General features: G+C 36.1%; 20 protein-coding genes. 6 read left to right on the top strand and 14 right to left on the bottom strand.

Going from position 1 to position 18,500, the window contains the following annotated elements; genetic code table 11:
* Positions 1–153 precede the first annotated feature (153 nt).
* Positions 154–339: a PspC domain-containing protein gene (locus MKX66_RS24735; protein WP_002129290.1), complete on the top strand. Its 186-nt coding sequence runs from the start codon at positions 154–156 to the stop codon at positions 337–339.
* Between the two features lie 70 nt (positions 340–409).
* Here the strand turns inward: MKX66_RS24735 and MKX66_RS24730 are convergent, their stop codons facing one another.
* Positions 410–982, bottom strand: coding sequence for a helix-turn-helix domain-containing protein (locus tag MKX66_RS24730; protein ID WP_002034214.1), 573 nt, complete (start codon positions 980–982; stop codon positions 410–412).
* A 101-nt stretch (positions 983–1,083) separates the two neighbouring features.
* Here MKX66_RS24730 and MKX66_RS24725 point away from each other — a divergent pair, with 101 nt between their 5' ends.
* A complete protein-coding gene (locus MKX66_RS24725) occupies positions 1,084–2,049 on the top strand; it encodes a DMT family transporter (RefSeq protein ID WP_002190799.1) in 966 nt (321 codons plus the stop codon).
* Positions 2,050–2,191: 142 nt separating this feature from the next.
* Complete coding sequence (locus MKX66_RS24720; protein ID WP_002067333.1) at positions 2,192–2,857, top strand: aquaporin; 666 nt, start codon at positions 2,192–2,194, stop codon at positions 2,855–2,857.
* Between the two features lie 60 nt (positions 2,858–2,917).
* Here MKX66_RS24720 and MKX66_RS24715 read toward each other — a convergent pair whose 3' ends face one another.
* The 3 genes from MKX66_RS24715 to MKX66_RS24705 form a co-directional block, all read right to left on the bottom strand.
* Positions 2,918–3,349: an Rrf2 family transcriptional regulator gene (locus MKX66_RS24715; RefSeq protein WP_002088848.1), complete on the bottom strand. Its 432-nt coding sequence runs from the start codon at positions 3,347–3,349 to the stop codon at positions 2,918–2,920.
* A gap of 118 nt (positions 3,350–3,467) precedes the next feature.
* Positions 3,468–4,694: an ABC transporter permease gene (locus MKX66_RS24710; RefSeq protein WP_341087309.1), complete on the bottom strand. Its 1,227-nt coding sequence runs from the start codon at positions 4,692–4,694 to the stop codon at positions 3,468–3,470.
* A 2-nt stretch (positions 4,695–4,696) separates the two neighbouring features.
* Positions 4,697–5,581, bottom strand: a complete 885-nt coding sequence (locus MKX66_RS24705; protein ID WP_341087307.1) for an ABC transporter ATP-binding protein — start codon at positions 5,579–5,581, stop codon at positions 4,697–4,699.
* Positions 5,582–5,924: 343 nt separating this feature from the next.
* On the opposite strand from MKX66_RS24705, the gene MKX66_RS24700 reads away from it, so the two are divergent.
* Positions 5,925–6,752, top strand: a complete 828-nt coding sequence (locus MKX66_RS24700) for a 5'-nucleotidase, lipoprotein e(P4) family (protein WP_002129299.1) — start codon at positions 5,925–5,927, stop codon at positions 6,750–6,752.
* Positions 6,753–6,780: 28 nt separating this feature from the next.
* On the opposite strand, the gene motB is transcribed toward MKX66_RS24700, so the two are convergent.
* The gene (gene motB / locus MKX66_RS24695; protein ID WP_002184884.1) at positions 6,781–7,569 is read right to left on the bottom strand and encodes a flagellar motor protein MotB; all 789 of its coding nucleotides are present in this window, start codon (positions 7,567–7,569) and stop codon (positions 6,781–6,783) included.
* Positions 7,559–8,353 (bottom strand): flagellar motor stator protein MotA, encoded by a 795-nt coding sequence (gene motA / locus MKX66_RS24690; protein WP_002129301.1) that lies wholly within the window; start codon positions 8,351–8,353, stop codon positions 7,559–7,561. The genes motB and motA overlap by 11 nt, the downstream gene beginning before the upstream one ends.
* 264 nt (positions 8,354–8,617) lie before the next feature.
* Here motA and MKX66_RS24685 point away from each other — a divergent pair, with 264 nt between their 5' ends.
* Positions 8,618–9,397, top strand: coding sequence for a M15 family metallopeptidase (locus MKX66_RS24685; RefSeq protein WP_215590228.1), 780 nt, complete (start codon positions 8,618–8,620; stop codon positions 9,395–9,397).
* A gap of 36 nt (positions 9,398–9,433) precedes the next feature.
* Here the strand turns inward: MKX66_RS24685 and MKX66_RS24680 are convergent, their stop codons facing one another.
* From MKX66_RS24680 to sdhC, 4 genes are all read right to left on the bottom strand, one after another.
* Positions 9,434–9,877 carry an acyl-CoA thioesterase gene (locus tag MKX66_RS24680; RefSeq protein WP_002034215.1) on the bottom strand — a complete coding sequence of 148 codons (444 nt, stop codon included), beginning with the start codon at positions 9,875–9,877 and terminating at the stop codon, positions 9,434–9,436.
* 245 nt (positions 9,878–10,122) lie between these two features.
* Positions 10,123–10,884, bottom strand: a complete 762-nt coding sequence (gene sdhB, locus MKX66_RS24675) for a succinate dehydrogenase iron-sulfur subunit (RefSeq protein WP_002088861.1) — start codon at positions 10,882–10,884, stop codon at positions 10,123–10,125.
* Complete coding sequence (gene sdhA / locus MKX66_RS24670) at positions 10,877–12,670, bottom strand: succinate dehydrogenase flavoprotein subunit (RefSeq protein WP_340778642.1); 1,794 nt, start codon at positions 12,668–12,670, stop codon at positions 10,877–10,879. Before sdhA ends, sdhB begins: the two co-directional genes overlap by 8 nt.
* 13 nt (positions 12,671–12,683) lie before the next feature.
* Entirely contained in the window at positions 12,684–13,310 is a 627-nt protein-coding gene (gene sdhC, locus MKX66_RS24665) for a succinate dehydrogenase cytochrome B558 (RefSeq protein WP_002015407.1), read from the bottom strand.
* A 309-nt stretch (positions 13,311–13,619) separates the two neighbouring features.
* On the opposite strand from sdhC, the gene MKX66_RS24660 reads away from it, so the two are divergent.
* Positions 13,620–14,069, top strand: a complete 450-nt coding sequence (locus MKX66_RS24660) for a YslB family protein (protein WP_002015405.1) — start codon at positions 13,620–13,622, stop codon at positions 14,067–14,069.
* Between the two features lie 115 nt (positions 14,070–14,184).
* Here the strand turns inward: MKX66_RS24660 and uvrC are convergent, their stop codons facing one another.
* The 4 genes from uvrC to etfB form a co-directional block, all read right to left on the bottom strand.
* A complete protein-coding gene (uvrC, locus tag MKX66_RS24655; protein ID WP_063219801.1) occupies positions 14,185–15,969 on the bottom strand; it encodes an excinuclease ABC subunit C in 1,785 nt (594 codons plus the stop codon).
* A 160-nt stretch (positions 15,970–16,129) separates the two neighbouring features.
* Positions 16,130–16,444, bottom strand: a complete 315-nt coding sequence (gene trxA / locus MKX66_RS24650) for a thioredoxin (RefSeq protein ID WP_000974757.1) — start codon at positions 16,442–16,444, stop codon at positions 16,130–16,132.
* A 211-nt stretch (positions 16,445–16,655) separates the two neighbouring features.
* The gene (gene etfA, locus MKX66_RS24645; protein ID WP_044442319.1) at positions 16,656–17,633 is read right to left on the bottom strand and encodes an electron transfer flavoprotein subunit alpha; all 978 of its coding nucleotides are present in this window, start codon (positions 17,631–17,633) and stop codon (positions 16,656–16,658) included.
* 36 nt (positions 17,634–17,669) lie between these two features.
* Positions 17,670–18,443, bottom strand: a complete 774-nt coding sequence (gene etfB, locus MKX66_RS24640; RefSeq protein ID WP_002088867.1) for an electron transfer flavoprotein subunit beta — start codon at positions 18,441–18,443, stop codon at positions 17,670–17,672.
* Positions 18,444–18,500 lie beyond the last annotated feature (57 nt).

The raw sequence follows: 18,500 nt of genomic DNA, 5'->3' as shown, positions 1-18,500 counted from the left end.
ACTGAAAATTAAGACAATTAATCCACTGTATTGTCCTTTCACAAAAAAATGTAATATAACCTAATGGTCTTCTCATAAATTTCCATATAGAATAAAAGTACACTGTATCACTCATACATAACAGCGGTGATATAAAAAGGAGAGGATCATAATATGTCGAAGAGGTTATATAAATCCGAAACTGATAAAATGTTATTTGGTATATGCGGTGGTTTAGGAGAATATTTTGATATTAGCTCTACTCTCATTCGCATACTTTGGGTCATTGCTATTTTATGTTTTGGGACGGGGTTTTTAGTTTATTTTATTTGTTTATTACTTATGCCACGCTCTTACTAATAACATTCTTTCATATATTTGAGCATAGCGTATAAAAAATCCCCTATAGAAAAATCTATAGGGGATTTTTTCATGAAGAATATTTCATCGTTAAATGTAATACCGCTACTTCATCCTCTTCATTTTTATAACTATGTTTCTTATTAGCTTCAAACTGAATGGAGTCAAACTCATTTAGCACATATACGTCATTCTCAACTTGAATAGAAACTTTCCCTTTCATTACTGTTACCAGCTCAATTGCTCCTTCATGATGAGCTTCCGGTTCATATATACTATTCGCTCTTAAACAAGCACGGTGCATTTCCATCCCTGTTTCTTTCGTGTAACGGAACATCGTTTCTAAATGCCATGCTTGTCCTACATCTACTGCAAATCCTTCTCCGCAGCGCGCAACAGCTACAGGTTCTCCAACAACCATTAATCTCGATAAAGGAATCGATAACCCTTTCGTTATTTTCCAAATGACAGCTAACGTTGGATTCGTTTCGCCTCTCTCAATTTTCCCTAATGTTAATTTACTAACCCCTGTTTTTTGGGCTAATTCTTCTAAACTTAATTTTTGTTCATTTCGAATTTGTCTTAATAGCTGACCTACTTGCTGAATTACTTCTTTCGTTTGCATATCTTCATTTTCTTTCATATATAAAAACCACCTTAAAATATAAAATAGTTTACTTTTATTATCTTTAAGTATATTATACTATACATAAATACTCAATTCCGAAAGGAGTGCCATACTTCATGCGCGCAATATTACTAGGTCTTTTATCATCGGCCTTTTTTTCTGCAACCTTTATTATTAACAGAGCAATGAATGTATCTGGAACAAGCTGGGCTTGGACTGCTTCCTTCCGTTTTCTATTCGCTCTCCCTATTTTATTCCTTATCGTTTTATTTCGCAAAAACTTAGGAGCTTTATGGGCAGAATTAAAAAAACATCCATTTGTATGGATCGGGTGGGGCTCGGTCGCTGGCATCGGCTTCTATTCTTTATTAAGTTTCGCAGCTGTTTTTTCTCCAGCTTGGCTCGTTGCTGGAACTTGGCAAGTTACGATATTAGCAGGTTTACTTTTATCGCCATTATTCTTCATTAAAATAGAAACAAAATCAGGTACAAAACTTGTACGTGGAAAAATTCCACTACGCAGTTTATACGTCGCTTTATTTATTTTACTTGGTGTACTTTGTATGCAAGCTACTGAAGCCGGTCATATTACAATGACTCAGTTCATCTCGGGATTTTTACCTGTCGTTTTAGCAGCTTTCTTATATCCCTTCGGTAACCGAAAAATGATGGAACTTGTTGGCGGGCGTCTTGATACATTCCAACGTGTATTAGGAATGGCAATCGGAAGTCTCCCTATTACAATCCTACTTGGTATATACGGATTTTCCACTACCGGTATTCCATCATCAAGTCAAATGATGCAAGGATTTTTGTTAGCATTATGTTCCGGAGTTATTGCGACGATGACATTTTTCTTTGCTACTGACTTAGCAAAAGACAATCTTGCTTTACTTGGAGCTGTTGAAGCAACACAAGCTGGAACGATGGTCTTCACTGTGCTTGGTGAGATTATTTTCTTAAATGGTTCATTCCCTAGCGGACTGTCACTGATTGGGATGATTATTATCATGCTAGGAATGATTGTAAATAGTGTTTTAAACCGTTCTGTTCCAGTCATTAAACAAAAAAAATCAGCATAAAAATAGATATGGTTCTTCTTCATAGAACCATATCTATTTTTATTATCTCCCTATTTCGCCTTATCAGAATAGTATTTCATTAGCTGTTTATACTAAAACCTATGTTATAATACGTTTCATGTGCATTAATAGGAGGTAAATTATGTTAAAAAAAGCAATTGCTGAATTTATTGGTACATTTGTACTTGTATTATTCGGAACTGGAGTAGCTGTCATTGGTGGCGGAATTGAAGGAATTGGAACATTAGGTATCGCTATGGCTTTCGGATTATCTATCGTGGCTATGGCATATAGCATTGGAACAATTTCTGGATGTCATATTAACCCAGCAGTATCAATCGCTATGTTCATCAACAAAAGAATGAACGCTATGGAACTTAGCTATTATTTATTAGCTCAAATTTTAGGTGGTTTATTAGGAACTGCAACGTTAGTAACAATTTTACGATCTGCTAAATTACCTTTAGATAATTTAGGACAAAATAGTTTTGGAACTCTTGGTTTATCTGGAGCATTTTTAGTTGAATTCATTTTAACTTTCGTATTTGTTTTAGTTATCGTTGCTGTAACAGGTAAAAAGGGAAGTTCTTCTTTAGCTGGACTAGTAATTGGTTTCACATTAGTATTAATTCACTTATTAGGTATTCCGTTAACTGGAACATCTGTTAACCCAGCTCGTAGTATCGCACCAGCTCTATTCGCTGGCGGAGAAGCAATTTCTCAACTATGGGTGTTCATCGTTGCCCCAATTTTTGGTGGTATCGTAGCAGCTGTTGTAGGAAAGTTTATTTTAAATACGGAAAAATAGAACTTCCAATATTTCCGAATAAAAAAAAGCGAGCCCTCATCATGAGGAAGCTCGCTTTTTTTATTCTTTAATTTTCGACTTTAAATTTGTAACTAATTGCTGCACCGTTACATTTGCAAGTACGTTTTCCATCGCTTCTTGCGATTGTATTAAAATAATCTCTAATACCGATTGAATATTAGCTCCTACTGGACATTCAATGTTGGGATTTTCATGGAAAGAAAATAGATGTCCTTCTTCTACAACTTCCACAGCTTTATATACATCAAGTAATGTAATTTCATCTAAATCACGAGCAAGTGTCGTACCACCTTTACCAGCTTGTACATCAACAAGTCCTGCTCTCTTCAACATTCCTGTAATGCGACGAATCACAACTGGATTTGTATTCACACTACCAGCAATCCATTCAGAGGTACAGCGAGAGTTTCGATCTATTGCAAGTAACGTTAACATATGAACACCTACTGTAAAACGACTACTAATTCCCATCTGCACACCCTCCTTTTTATTCATTCTATTAAAAGACAACTCTTATTATTATATACTATTTTTAATTTATACATAAAGAAAAAGCATGATTCCATTAGAAAATCATGCTTTCCCTCTATTATTGACGCTTTATAAATTTCGCCAAATCTTTAAACTTCACTTTATCAGAGTAATTCATTACACCGTTTACATAGATACGGCTTGTAATCGCATTTAATATACCAATCGTCGCCAATAAAACTACTAATGTTATCGTAATCTCTAACATACCTGCTTCACCAGCTACAATCCGCGAGAAGGTAACCATTGGTGTGAAAAACGGAACATACGAACTTACAACAACAATAGTACTATTTGGATCACTTAATGATTTAATACTAATGAAGAATGCAGCCATGATCAAAATCATTATCGGGAAAGATACAGCTTGTAAATCCTCTGTCTTAGACACAACAGCTCCAGCCGCAGCGTACATCATCGCATAAAGTAAATACCCCGTAATGAAATAAACAAGAAACATACTTATAACCTGTGCATCTAATTTTGTAAAGTCAATTGGAACACCAAGTAATGAAGCACTTTCTAAATCGACCCAACCTAACAAATAAGGAATAAGATAACCACACGCCAATATTACAAGTTGTAATAACGCCGTTGAAACAACCGCCAAAATTTTCGCATACATCATCGTAAGAGGCTTTACTTTCGGAAGCATTACTTCCATTACACGTGACGCCTTTTCAGATGCAATATTCATTGCGATTGTATTTCCGAAAGCTACAATAAACATATACAAAGCAAATGTAAAGAAATATGCAATTCCGAAAGAAGATGTACGATCTTTTATCGCTTCTTGCTTCACTTGAATTTCTGCTTGTAATTGCTGCGCAATTTCTGGTGAAACATTATTTTTTGCAATCGTCACCTTCGTATATTGTTGTTTTAAATAACCCGCCATAATCGCAGAAGTTGCTTGGCTTGGAAATCCATTATACATATATGTAACTGCTGGAGTCCCATCCTTTTCCGTCACATGGAATAGACCATCTAAATCGCCTTCTTCTACTTGCTTATGCAGTTTATCAAAATCATCCTTTGAACCAACCGTTATTTTTGCTGATGGCAATAGCTTATTTAGCTCTTCTTTTTGTACTTTGTATGTGGAGCTCTCTACTACAACTGCAATTTTATCTTTATCCTTATTTTTATCATCGCCTGAAGTAAAATGATTAAATGCAAAAATCCCAAACACAACTAAAAATAAAATCGCACTTGTAATTAATGATTTTTTAGATAAAAATGCTTCTTTAAAATAAAATGAAAATACATGAGAAAATTTACGCATCTTTATTTCGCCCTCTCTACAAAGATTTCGTTTAACGTCGGCTCTAACATTTTAAATTGTCGTAAACCAACACCTTGTTCTTGCAATTGTTGCAAAATCTTTAGAGCTTCTGCATCATCTTGTACTTTCACATAAAGAAGGCCTTGTTGTTTTTCATACGGGACATGTATAGCTTCTAATCCCTTTTCATTCTCTGCTATATCTTCGATTGTTAAATTACGAAAACCGTATTCTTTCTTAATATCACTTAATTGTCCTTCTACGACTGCTTCACCTTTTTTCAAAATACATACATGTTGGCAAAAAGCCTCTACTTGCTCCATACGGTGACTAGATAAAATAATTGTCTTTCCGCTCTGTACTTGTTCTCCAATAATACTAGCCAACATTCCAGCATTAACTGGATCAAGCCCGCTAAATGGTTCATCCAAAATAAGAAGTTCTGGATTGTGAAGAAGAGCAGCAATCAATTGAATTTTTTGCTGGTTCCCTTTCGAAAGTTCTCCTGCTGTTTTGAATTTATATTCTGGGATTGCTAAGCGCTCTAACCAGTGATCAATTGCAAGATCTACTTCTTTTTTCGTCATTCCTTCTAATCTACCAAAATATCGCAACTGGTCTATTACTCTACTTTTTGTATATAAGCCTCTTTCTTCTGGTAAATATCCAATTGTTACCCCGCTATCACCAAATGATTTTCCATCCCACGTAATAGAACCTTCATTTGGCGTTAATAAACCTAGTAACATTTTAATTGTCGTTGTTTTCCCTGCACCATTTCGGCCAAGTAACCCTAACACTTCACCTTTCGGTAACGAGATTTGCAAACCATTAACCGCTTTAGATTCTCCGAATATTTTTGTTAAGTTTTGAATTTGTAAACTCAATGTATAAAGCCTCCCCTTTAGTATCATTCGTACTCTCTATTAAAGACTATGATTGTTCGAAATAAAATATAGTACTATATTTCAATCTTTTATACGTATCATGATCCCCCATCCACCATTTGTTTTATTTAGTTAAAATTGTAAATAACAAAGATATATTTGTCAATTATAATTGTCATTTCGACAATAAAACACGTCAAATCACTTTTTGTTATTTTCCCCATCTTTCTAATATAGGACATACTACTATATATACAAAAGACAATATGCAAATGTTCATAAAAAAATTTTTATATTTTAATATATAATATAAGATGATTTTCTAACATCGAGGAGGATACATATGAAGATGAAGAGGGGTATTACCAGTTTATTATCTATAGCCGTTCTTTCCACATCGCTTGTAGCATGTTCAGGAACAGCTGAGAAAACAGTGGCAAAAGAAGAGAAAGTACAATTAACAGACCAGCAATTGATGGCCGATTTATGGTATCAAACAGCTGGCGAAACGAAAGCACTTTACTACCAAGGCTACAATATTGGTCAATTAAAGCTTGATGCAGCTCTTGCAAAAGGGACAGAAAAAAAACCTGCTATCGTACTTGATCTAGATGAAACTGTTTTAGATAACAGTCCCCATCAAGCAATGAGCGTAAAAACAGGAAAAGGCTATCCTTATAAATGGGACGATTGGATTAATAAAGCTGAAGCTGAAGCTCTTCCAGGCGCTATTGATTTCTTAAAATATACAGAGTCTAAAGGTGTAGATATTTACTACATCTCAAATCGTAAAACAAATCAACTAGATGCAACAATTAAAAACCTTGAGCGCGTAGGTGCTCCTCAAGCGACGAAAGAACATATATTACTACAAGACCCGAAAGAAAAAGGGAAAGAAAAGCGTCGTGAACTTGTTTCTCAAACACATGACATCGTCCTATTCTTCGGTGACAACTTATCTGATTTCACTGGTTTTGATGGAAAATCTGTGAAAGATCGCAATGAAACAGTAGCAGAATCAAAAGCACAATTTGGTGAGAAATTCATCATTTTCCCTAATCCAATGTACGGTGATTGGGAAGGTGCTCTATATGACTATAATTTCAAAAAATCAGATGCAGAAAAAGACAAAATCCGTCGTGACAATTTAAAATCATTTGATGCAAAATAACAAAGAGGATGGCCTTCGCCATCCTCTTTTATTGCATATTTCTTGTTAAAGGTAAAATAAATACTTCTACACGTCTATTTTTCGCTTTTCCTTCTGGCGTATCATTTGGTGCAATTGAACGGTATTCTCCATAACCAACTGCACTAAATTTTTCTGGTTGCAATTCTTTATTTTGGAGTAACACCTGCATAAAATTAACTGCACGCTGTGTACTTAACTCCCAGTTTGATGCAAACTGAGCATTTGCGATAGGAACCGTATCTGTATGACCCGACACTGTAATTTCACGAGGTGATGCTGAAACAAGTAGGTTAGACATCTCTTTTGCAATCCCTAACGATTCCAACTTCACATCTGCTTTCCCTGAATCAAATAGTACATTTTCTAATATCGTTAACATTAATCCTTTTTCAGTTAACTTAGTTTGAAAAGAAGAGGATAGTTGTTTCTCATTAATATATTGATCAATCTTTTTTTGTAATGCTTTCAACTCATCCATTTCTTTTTTTTCTTTAGCTCTATCTTCCGCTTGTTTTTTTGCTTGTTCTGCCTCAAGGCTATTTGCTGATAATTCTTTTTCCTCATTTGGTTTTTGATCGCTTAAAAATTCTTTATTTCCTGTTCCACCGGCTAACTCACTTCGAAAAGCAACTGCCATCTGTTTAAACTTCGCAGCATCTATACTACTCATTGCGAATAATACGATGAACAATGCAAATAACAACGTTAACATATCAGAATATGGAATTAACCAAGTTTCATCGATATGCTCATCATGTTTTTTCTTTTTACCTCTTCTATTTTTCTTACTCCGCATTTTTTTCTGCTCCTTTTTCTAGCTTTTTACGCTCAGTTGCAGAAAGTGCACCTAAAATGCGGTTCTTCATAATAAACGGATATGTACCTTCTTGTAACATTAATAAACAATCAATAATTAAACGTTTCTTCTCTAATTCAGCAGCAGACTTTTGCTTTAATTTATTTGCAAACGGATGCCATAATACGTAACCTGAAAAAATACCGAAAATCGTTGCAATAAACGCACCTGAAATAGCATGCCCTAGCTTTTCAATATCAGTTAAATTTCCAAGTGCAGCTACAAGACCAATAACAGCACCTAAAACCCCTAGTGTAGGTGCATATGTACCAGCTTGCGAGAAAATAGCAGCCCCTTTTGCATGTCTCTCTTCAATCGCTTCTAATTCGGCTTCTAAAATTTGTTCTAAATCCTCTGCAGATACACCATCAATAACAAATTTCATACCACGCAAAAGAAATTCATCTTCAATTTCATCTAATTGTTGCTCTAAAGACAAAATACCGTATTTTCTACTCTCAGATGTCCAATGAACAAATAATTCTAGCAATTGTTCATAACTTAAATCTTTTTTATTTGAACCAAAAAGAACTTTAAATAATTTTGGAACTCTTTTTAATTGATTCATCGGAAAGGCGATACACACTGCAGCAAATGTACCGACGAAAATAATTAGTGCTGCGGCAGGATTTAGTAAGGCTGTTATGTCAGCGCCCTTGACGACCATCCCTACGACTACCGCTAATACTCCTAAAATGATTCCAATAATTGTTGCAAAATCCATTCCCATTCACTCCTAGTCTATACCAGAGGTCTTTTATTCTCGATAATCGCTACATCTTCTTATATACATATATTACATAAAAAATGAACTTCATGAAAGATAAGAAATGAATTATATGAAAAAATACTACAATTTCACACATTTTCTGACATTTTCTTTGCGTTTTTATTACGTTATGACTCTTATATTTCTTTTTCAATAAACTAGACTTATAATAAAAGCGATACATATTTTATTAAGAAAGGACAGTGATTACAAGGTATCATGAAAAAGATAATAATTATTTCTGCCATTACTATTGTAATCGGTATCACATCTTTCGCTTACTTTGCTTCTAAATCACCACTGCAAAATGAGGCGAAAGCTGTCGAAAGTCAAAAACATAGTAACCATCCAAAAGAAGAGATTCCTGCTTTTCCAAAAGCTGATCATAACGCAAAGAAACTAGATAATAATTTTTCCGTTGTAACAAATCCAGATTCTGCTCTTGTATTAGTCAATAAACATCGTAAATTACCAAATGGGTACATTCCAGAAGATTTAACGAAACCGAACGTACCATTTACTAGTCCAAAAGATAAAGAGAAAACATTACTTCGCAAAGATGCTGCAGACGCTCTTGAAAAAATGTTCCAAGCAGCGAAAGAAGAAGGTTTAGAACTTACAGCAGTTTCAGGTTACCGTTCTTACAAACGCCAACAGTCATTACATAATACATATATTAAACGCCAAGGAAAAGCTGAGGCTGATTCGGTAAGTGCAATTCCTGGAACAAGTGAGCATCAAACTGGTCTAGCAATGGATATTAGCTCAAAATCTGCCAAATTCCAATTAGAACCAATTTTCGGAGAGACAGCAGAAGGAAAATGGGTTGCAGAACATGCCCATGAGTTTGGATTTGTCATTCGTTATTTAGAGGATAAAACAGAGACAACAGAATATTCATATGAACCGTGGCACTTACGCTACGTTGGCAATCCATATGCCGCATACATATATAAGCACCACCTAACATTAGAAGAGGCAACGAAGGACAAAAAATAAGAGAGCGAATCGCCCTCTTATTTTTCTTTTATTCTATTATTGTAATAATTCCTTCCATTCCTCAGTCCACGGTTCGCCTCTTCCAGTTTTTTTCGATGCTTGGACCATCATACCGCGTCCAACTAAACAAACTTCTCCTTCTGCATTTTTGACCATATAGTGTAAATCTAAAGAGGAATTCCCAACCGCTCCCGCCTTTACATATACTTTCAACTGCTCATCAAAATAAATTTGTTTAATAAAATTGCATTGTAGATCTGCGACGACTATCATCGTTTCTGATGATTCATGTGTCCATTCTTGCATAAATCCGAGTTCTTTAAACAATGCGATACGCGCTTCTTCAAAATATGTAAAAGCAACGACATTATTTACATGTCCAAACATATCTACTTCACCAAAACGAACTTTGACAGGATTATAAAATGAAAAACCACTTTCCCATTGCTCAAAGTCTTCAATATAAGAAATTCTCTTCATCGTTCCCTCTCCTTTTCGCCCTTAAAATAAAGTGAAACTTTAATCAGTGGGGGTTTTGTTCATCCCCCACTGATTATTAGTTGAACCAATCGGGCGTTTACGGGCAGTTGATCTCCCACCTAGCTTCTTTGCTCCACCTGAATTTTGAGCTGGGAGTTTTACTGCCCGTTAATGCGGGATAAACAGAATAAACAGAAATATAAAGTTATAAATATTGCCTCTTCAACATGAAGAGGCAATATTTATTAATAGTTATTATCGCTACCAAAGAAATCTTTGAACGATTGAATTGTTGTATCACGGTTTAATGCTGCAATTGAAGTTGTTAATGGAATACCTTTCGGACATGATTGCACACAGTTTTGAGAGTTACCACAGTTTGCAAGTCCTCCATCACCCATAATTGCACGTAAGCGATCTGCTTTATGCATTTCACCAGTTGGATGCGAGTTAAATAAACGCGCTTGTGAAAGCGGTGCTGGTCCAATAAAGTCAGACTTACTGTTTACGTTCGGACATGACTCTAAGCAAACACCACATGTCATACATTTCGAAAGTTCATATGCCCATTGACGCTTTTTCTCTGGCATTCTTGGACCTGGCCCTAGGTCGTACGTACCGTCGATTGGAATCCAAGCTTTAACACGTTTTAACGCGTTAAACATACGGCTACGGTCAACTTGTAAATCACGTACAATCGGGAATGTCTTCATCGGCTTTAAGCGAATTGGTTGCTCTAACTGGTCAATAAGAGCTGTACATGATTGACGTGGTTTTCCGTTAATCACCATCGAACAAGCACCACATACTTCTTCTAAACAGTTCATATCCCATGCAATCGGAGTCGTCTGGTTTCCTTTTGAATCAACAGGATTACGACGAATTTCCATCAGTGCCGAAATAATGTTCATATTTGGACGATATGGAATTTCAAACTCTTGATCAAACTCTTGTGCATCTGGTCCATCTTGTCTCGTAATGATGAGGCGGATTGTTTTCTCAGACATGTTGCTTATCCCCCTTCTCTTCACCCTTAGCAGCTACATCATGTTTTGAGGAATAGTCACGTTTACGTGGTTTAATTAATGAAACATCCACTTCTTCGTAATGGAATGCTGGTGCCTTTCCTTCTCCCTCAAATTTCGCCATCGTAGTTTTTAAGAAGTTTGCATCATCACGATTTGGGAATTCTGGTTTGTAATGCGCTCCGCGGCTTTCATTACGGTTATATGCGCCAATTGTAATAACACGTGCTAACTCGAACATATTTGCAAGTTGGCGTGTAAATGAAGCACCCTGGTTACTCCATCTTGCTGTATCGTTAATGTTAATGCGTTTGTAACGCGCCATTAACTCTTCAATTTTCGCATCAGTTTCTAGTAACTTTTTATTTTCACGAACTACTGTAACGTTATCTGTCATCCATTCTCCAAGCTCTTTATGAAGAACATATGCATTTTCGTCACCATCAAGCATTAAAATATTGTTAAATTTCTCTGTTTCGATTAATTCATTTTGCTCATATACAGTAGTTGAAACAGCATCAGATGATTTAGAAAGACCTTTCATATACTCAATTGCGTTCGGTCCTGCTACCATACCACCGTAAATTGCTGATAATAATGAGTTCGCACCAAGGCGGTTACCACCGTGCATAGAATAATCACACTCACCTGCTGCAAATAAACCTGGAATACTTGTCATTTGCTTATAATCAACCCATAATCCGCCCATTGAATAGTGAACTGCTGGGAAGATTTTCATTGGTAGTTTACGAGGATCATCACCTGTAAATTTCTCATAGATTTCAATAATTCCACCAAGTTTAATATCTAGTTCTTTCGGATCTTTATGAGAAAGATCTAAGTACACCATGTTTTCACCGTTAATACCTAGTTTTTGCTCTACGCAAACATCAAAGATTTCACGCGTTGCAATATCACGAGGTACAAGGTTTCCGTAAGCTGGATATTTTTCTTCTAAGAAGTACCATGGCTTACCATCTTTATACGTCCAAACACGTCCACCTTCACCACGTGCAGATTCACTCATAAGACGTAACTTATCGTCTCCAGGAATTGCCGTTGGATGAATTTGAATGAACTCACCGTTCGCATAATATGCACCTTGTTGATATACAGCAGACGCTGCAGTACCTGTATTAATAATAGAGTTTGTTGATTTTCCAAAGATGATACCAGGGCCCCCTGTTGCCATAATCACGGCATCAGCTTGGAAACTTTTTATCTCCATAGTTTGTAAGTCTTGCGCGACGATTCCTCGGCACACACCTTCATCATCTACAACAGCTCGTAAGAAATCCCAACCTTCATATTTCGTTACAAGTCCTGCTACTTCATGACGACGTACTTGCTCATCTAATGCATATAGTAATTGTTGACCAGTTGTTGCGCCAGCAAATGCTGTACGGTGATGTTGTGTTCCACCGAAACGACGGAAATCCAGAAGTCCTTCTTCCGTACGGTTGAACATAACACCCATGCGATCCATTAAATGAATAATACCAGGTGCTGCATCACACATCGCTTTAACTGGTGGTTGGTTCGCTAAGAAGTCCCCACCATAAATTGTATCGTCAAAGTGGATCCATGGAGAATCCCCTTCACCTTTTGTATTTACGGCACCGTTAATTCCACCTTGGGCACATACAGAATGTGAACGTTTTACTGGTACTAAAGAAAATAGTTCAACATTTACTCCTGCTTCTGCCGCTTTAATCGTTGCCATTAAGCCGGCCAAGCCACCGCCGACTACTATAAGTTTCCCTTTCATGCTCTCCCACTCCTTACTGGTTTGCTAGCTGTGGATCGATGAACGCTAATAATGCACTCACACCTACATAAGATAGACCTAAGAAAATAGCTAATGTTACATAAGTAGAGATTCTTTGTGAACGTGGAGATACTGTAATTCCCCAGCTTATACAGAATGTCCATAGTCCATTTGCAAAGTGGAAAATTGTTGAAACAACACCAACTAAATAGAAACCAAACATAAATGGGTTGTTTAAAATATCTGCCATCATATCATAGTTTACCTCTTTACCTAACAATGCTTGAATACGAGTTTCCCAGACGTGCCAAGAAATGAAGATCAGCGTAACGATACCTGAAATTCGTTGGAAGACGAACATCCAGTTACGGAAATAGCCGTAAGATACCGCATTGTTCTTAGCTGTAAATGCAATATATAAGCCATATATAGCATGGTACAGTATAGGTAAAAAGATGATGAAAATTTCTAGCGCATACCGGAATGGAAGGAGCTCCATAAAGCCTGCAGCTTTGTTAAAAGCCTCTGCTCCCCTTGTTGCAAAGTTGTTTACAATTAAATGTTGCGTCAAAAAGACACCAACCGGAATGACCCCCATTAATGAGTGCCACTTACGAAACGTATACTCGCGGCCTTTCATGTCCCCATTACCCCCTTGAATGTTTGACTGCTGTTTTCAGATTAATTTACAACAATAATGTTTTTTCACTATTGGCATAAGAAAAACTGAAAAAATTATTCGAAATATTTCAGCATAATTTGATAACAAGTTCATTTTACCCCTATTTTTGTCGAAGCGTCAAGAAAACGTATACATAATTTGCACATAATTTGCATATAATTTGCCAATTCTTTTTTTTTCTTATATATTCAGATTGCCCCAAAGAAAAATCTATTTTTATAAATGAAAAATGTTATATAATAATCCCTATAGAAAGAGGGGAATATTGTGAGCAAAAATACAATCGATATAACATCTTTAGAAGATGTTTCATTGAACGCCTTCGCTTATGAATTGCTACGTGAAGAATTACTACCTGATTTAATTGGTAACGATTTAGATGGTATTTTATACTGGGCTGGTAGAAACCTTGCGAGAAAATATCCGCTAGAAACAATTGAAGAAGTCATTCAGTTTTTTGAAAAAGCTGGTTGGGGCACTTTAAGTATCATTGAACATAAACGTCGTGAAATGCAGTTTCAACTTAAAGGTACACTTATTACTGAGCGTCAAAAACAAAAAAGACATTCATCTTATCAATTAGAAGCTGGATTTATCGCCGAGCAAATTCAAAGACAAAGAAACGTCGTTGCAGAGTCCTATGAGGAACAGAAAAAGCGTTCAGACTCTATTACATTTCTTGTTAAATGGGATATAAAAGATCTCATTGAAGTGTAGCATCTACTTACAGTCAACTAGACATATAAGTTTAGTTGACTTTTTTGTATATTCATTTAGGTGTGTTTATTTTAAATCTTCAGAAATTATACCAAAAAACAGAAGACGTTGTAAACTACAACGTCTTCTTATCTGTTAAATAAGTATAAATCATCTCTGCAACATTTTTCGGCATACCTGCTTCGACAAATTCCGATATGGAAGCTTCTTTCATCTTTTTTAATGAACCAAAATGTTTTAGCAATACCTTTTTTCGTTTATCGCCGATTCCTGGAATATCATCCAATGCTGATTGAATGACCGATTTCCCGTGCAACTGGCGATGGAATGTAATTGCAAATCTATGCACTTCATCTTGAATGCGTTGCAATAAATAAAATTCTTGGCTATTCCTCTCAAGCATCACAGGTTCAGGCGGAGCTCCAATAATTAAATGTGATGTTTTATGTTTGTCATCTTTTACAAGCCCTGCCATCGGAATATATAATCCGAGTTCATTCTCCAGAACATCACTTGTAGCGGCCAGATGGCCTTTTCCACCATCAATAATGATTAAATCTGGTAAAGGTAAATTCTCTTTAAGCGCCCTCGTATAACGGCGTCTTACAACTTCCCTCATAGATTCGTAATCATCAGGACCTTGAACCGTTTTAATTTTATATTTCCGATATTCTTTCTTCGCTGGTTTCCCATCGATAAAAGCAATCATTGCTGAAACAGGATTTGTTCCTTGAATATTTGAATTATCAAACGCTTCAATACGATATGGTGTTTCAATCCCTAGTTGCTTCCCTAGATTATCAACAGCTTTAATCGTCCGTTCTTCATCACGTTCAATTAAGTGAAATTTCTCTTCTAGTGCAATTTTCGCATTTTTATTTGCTAATTCCACAAGATCTTTTTTCTTCCCACGCTTCGGCTGTGTCGCTTCAACTTCTAAAAAGCGCTCTACTAATTCTGAATCTATACTTCCTGGAACAACAATTTCCTTCGGCTTGAAATGACTACTGTTTTCATAAAATTGACCGATAAAAGTTAAAAATCCCTCTTCTGGTTCATCATAAATCGGAAACATAGAAACATCACGTTCAATTAGCTTTCCTTTTCGAACGAAGAAAACTTGAACACACATCCACCCTTTATCAACTGCATATCCAAACACATCGCGATCCACTAAATCACTCATAATCATCTTTTGCTTTTCCATAATTGCATCAATATGAGCAATTTGATCTCGCAACTCTTTCGCCCGTTCAAATTCTAGCTTTTCTGAAGCCTCATACATCTTCGTTTCTAATTCTGAACGAATTTCTTTATGCCCACCGTTTAAGAATTTAATAATTTCATCAACAATTTCTTTGTTTTGCTCATCCGTTACTTCTTTCACACAAGGTGCTAAACATTGACCCATATGATAATACAAGCAAACTTTATCTGGCATATTTGAACATTTACGAAGTGGATACATACGATCTAATAATTTCTTTGTTTCATGTGCCGATTGCGCATTTGGATAAGGCCCAAAGTACTTTCCTTTATCCTTTTTTACATTTCGCGTAATGAGTAAGCGCGGCTGTTTTTCAGCTGTAATTTTAATGAAAGGATATGTTTTATCATCTTTTAATTGAATATTATATTTTGGATCATATTTTTTTATTAAATTTAACTCTAAAATAAGAGCCTCCAAATTTGAGGAAGTCACAATATATTCAAAATCAACAATTTCTCCAACAAGCCGAAGTGTTTTCCCATCATGCGAACCAGTAAAGTACGAGCGCACACGATTTTTGAGTACCTTTGCTTTTCCGACATATATAACCGTTCCCTGCTTATCCTTCATTAAATAACAACCAGGTTGATCGGGCAAAATTGCTAACTTCTCTTTTAAATGCTCGTGCACTCGTCTCCCTCCATTTCTACATGCTTATGCTTATGCTTATCATTTTTATTTTCACATAAAAACATACTATGCCAAAACACCCAACATACGTTCTTTTATTGTAACGGAAAGGTTGTAAAAAAGAAAATAAAAAAAGCTACCAAATGGTAGCTTCTTTATTTTAGAAGTGTTTAGAAACTAATTCTACTAACGCTTCTTTCGGTTTATATCCTAACGCTTGATCAACTACTTTACCGTCTTTTAATACGAAAAGAGCTGGAATGCTCATTACTTCGAATTGACGAGCAGTTTCTTGGTTTTCATCAACGTCAACTTTTACTACTTTTACTTTCTCGCCTAACTCTGAATCGATTTCCTCTAATACAGGAGCGATCATTTTACAAGGTCCGCACCAAGGCGCCCAGAAATCTAATAGTACAACACCTTCGCTAGTTTCAGCTGCGAAGCTTTGGTCATTTGCATTTATAATTGCCATTTTATTTCCTCCTTCAAGTATATTCTACCAAGAGTATATCATTAACTTTTATACGTGGCGAATATTATGTATCGTTATGTATTGTAACAAAAAAATGTTCCTTTATACTATATAAAAATATGGATGAAATACTAAAAAGATGAGAGACAGGGGATCTCTCATCTTTTTCTATATATAGGGGTACTTCACTTGGAACTCAAGGGTACTCAAATCATGAATGTACTTTTAACTTTTTAAACTCTTCTGTTAAAAGAGGTAATACTTCAAACAGATCACCGACAATACCATAGTCAGCTACTTTGAAGATACTAGCTTCTGGATCTTTATTAATCGCAACAATTATTTTTGAATTAGACATACCAGCTAAATGCTGAATCGCACCAGAAATCCCGCATGCAATGTATAGGTCTGGTGTAACAACTTTACCTGTTTGACCAATTTGTAATGAATAATCACAGTACTCAGCATCACAAGCACCACGAGATGCTCCAACAGCGCCGCCTAGTACGTCAGCTAATTCTTTTAACGGTTTAAATCCTTCTTCACTCTTCACACCACGTCCACCAGCTATAATAACTTTCGCTTCAGAAAGATCAACACCTTCTGCAGTTTTACGGACAACATCTTGAATGATTGTACGTAAATCTTTCACATCAACTGTAATAGAAGACACGTCACCACTGCGAGACTCATCTTTTTCAAGCGTTGCAATGTTATTTGGACGCACTGTCGCAAATAATATACCATCTGTTACGATCTTCTTCTCAAATGCTTTACCAGAGTAAATCGGACGAGTGAAGATAACATTTCCACCTTCAACTTCTAAAGCCGTTACGTCAGAAATTAAACCAGCTTCTAATTTCGCTGCTAATTTTGGTGATAAATCTTTACCAAGTGCCGTATGTCCGAATACAATGCCTTCTGGCTTTTCTTCAGCATATACAGCTAAAAACGCTTGTGCATATCCATCAGATGTATATGATTTTAATTTATCATTTTCAACTGTCACAACGCGATCTGCACCGTAATGAATCAATTCATTTGCAAAAGAGGCAACGCTGTCTCCAACTAGAAGACCTACCACTTCACCGCCTTCTGCAATTGTTTTTGCTGCTGCTACCGCTTCAAACGAAACGTTACGTAGCGATCCATCACGAACTTCACCCATTACTAATACTTTACGAGCCATAGATTTTCCCTCCTGCATATATAATTTCGTATTTTATTAGATTACTTTCGCTTCTGTATGGAGCAACGATACAAGTTCTTTTACTTGATCTTGCAGCTCGCCTTGTAACACTTTTCCTGCATCTTTCTTAGGAGGCAAATAGATTTCAATTGTTTTTGTTTTTGCTTCCACATCATCTTCTTCTAAATCTAAATCATCTAATTCTACTTCTTCTAGTGGCTTCTTCTTCGCTTTCATAATACCTGGAAGTGATGGATAACGCGGTTCATTTAAACCTTGTTGCGCTGTTACTAGAAGAGGTAATGATGATTCAATTACTTCTGTATCCCCTTCAACATCACGCTCAATCTTCACATTTGTACCATCAATTTCAAGCTTCGTAATCGTCGTTACGTATGGGATATTTAACGCTTCAGCTACTCGTGGACCAACTTGTCCAGATGCACCGTCAATCGCAACGTTCCCGCCTAAAATTAAATCGATTTCTTTATCTTTTAAATATTCAGCGAGCACTTTTGCTGTTGTAAATTGGTCACCATTCTCAACATCATCTTCAATGTTAATTAGTACCGCTTTATCGCAGCCCATCGCTAATGCTGTGCGAAGTTCTTTTTCACTATCCTCGCCACCAACTGTTATAACAGTAACTTCTCCACCTTGTGCATCTCTTACTTGAATCGCTTCTTCAATCGCATATTCATCGTAAGGGTTGATGATGAATTCCGCTTCGCCATCGTAAATTGCACCGTTTTTAATTACGATTTTTTCTTCTGTGTCAAATGTTCGTTTCATGAGTACGTAGATGTTCATTCCATTTACCCCCTTATTTTTCAGAAAGATTCTATCAATTTTAAAATTCTGTTAATT

The organism is Bacillus sp. FSL R9-9530 (genome assembly GCF_038008145.1).
Classification (GTDB): domain Bacteria; phylum Bacillota; class Bacilli; order Bacillales; family Bacillaceae_G; genus Bacillus_A; species Bacillus_A mycoides.
The sequence above is the reverse complement of the archived record's forward strand: the minus strand, read 5'-3'. Positions and strand labels throughout refer to the sequence as shown.

Bases quoted from the DNA above. Each gene is read 5' to 3' on its own strand.
- etfB (WP_002088867.1), bottom strand. From the start codon at position 18,443: ATGAACATCTACGTACTCATGAAACGAACATTTGACACAGAAGAAAAA.
- MKX66_RS24685 (WP_215590228.1), top strand. From the start codon at position 8,618: ATGAAAAAGATAATAATTATTTCTGCCATTACTATTGTAATCGGTATC.
- etfA (WP_044442319.1), bottom strand. From the start codon at position 17,633: ATGGCTCGTAAAGTATTAGTAATGGGTGAAGTTCGTGATGGATCGCTA.
- MKX66_RS24730 (WP_002034214.1), bottom strand. From the start codon at position 982: ATGAAAGAAAATGAAGATATGCAAACGAAAGAAGTAATTCAGCAAGTA.
- sdhC (WP_002015407.1), bottom strand. From the start codon at position 13,310: ATGAAAGGCCGCGAGTATACGTTTCGTAAGTGGCACTCATTAATGGGG.
- MKX66_RS24720 (WP_002067333.1), top strand. From the start codon at position 2,192: ATGTTAAAAAAAGCAATTGCTGAATTTATTGGTACATTTGTACTTGTA.
- MKX66_RS24700 (WP_002129299.1), top strand. From the start codon at position 5,925: ATGAAGATGAAGAGGGGTATTACCAGTTTATTATCTATAGCCGTTCTT.
- MKX66_RS24725 (WP_002190799.1), top strand. From the start codon at position 1,084: ATGCGCGCAATATTACTAGGTCTTTTATCATCGGCCTTTTTTTCTGCA.
- MKX66_RS24710 (WP_341087309.1), bottom strand. From the start codon at position 4,694: ATGCGTAAATTTTCTCATGTATTTTCATTTTATTTTAAAGAAGCATTT.
- motB (WP_002184884.1), bottom strand. From the start codon at position 7,569: ATGCGGAGTAAGAAAAATAGAAGAGGTAAAAAGAAAAAACATGATGAG.
- MKX66_RS24680 (WP_002034215.1), bottom strand. From the start codon at position 9,877: ATGAAGAGAATTTCTTATATTGAAGACTTTGAGCAATGGGAAAGTGGT.
- sdhA (WP_340778642.1), bottom strand. From the start codon at position 12,670: ATGAAAGGGAAACTTATAGTAGTCGGCGGTGGCTTGGCCGGCTTAATG.
- trxA (WP_000974757.1), bottom strand. From the start codon at position 16,444: ATGGCAATTATAAATGCAAATGACCAAAGCTTCGCAGCTGAAACTAGC.
- motA (WP_002129301.1), bottom strand. From the start codon at position 8,353: ATGGATTTTGCAACAATTATTGGAATCATTTTAGGAGTATTAGCGGTA.
- MKX66_RS24735 (WP_002129290.1), top strand. From the start codon at position 154: ATGTCGAAGAGGTTATATAAATCCGAAACTGATAAAATGTTATTTGGT.
- MKX66_RS24715 (WP_002088848.1), bottom strand. From the start codon at position 3,349: ATGGGAATTAGTAGTCGTTTTACAGTAGGTGTTCATATGTTAACGTTA.
- sdhB (WP_002088861.1), bottom strand. From the start codon at position 10,884: ATGTCTGAGAAAACAATCCGCCTCATCATTACGAGACAAGATGGACCA.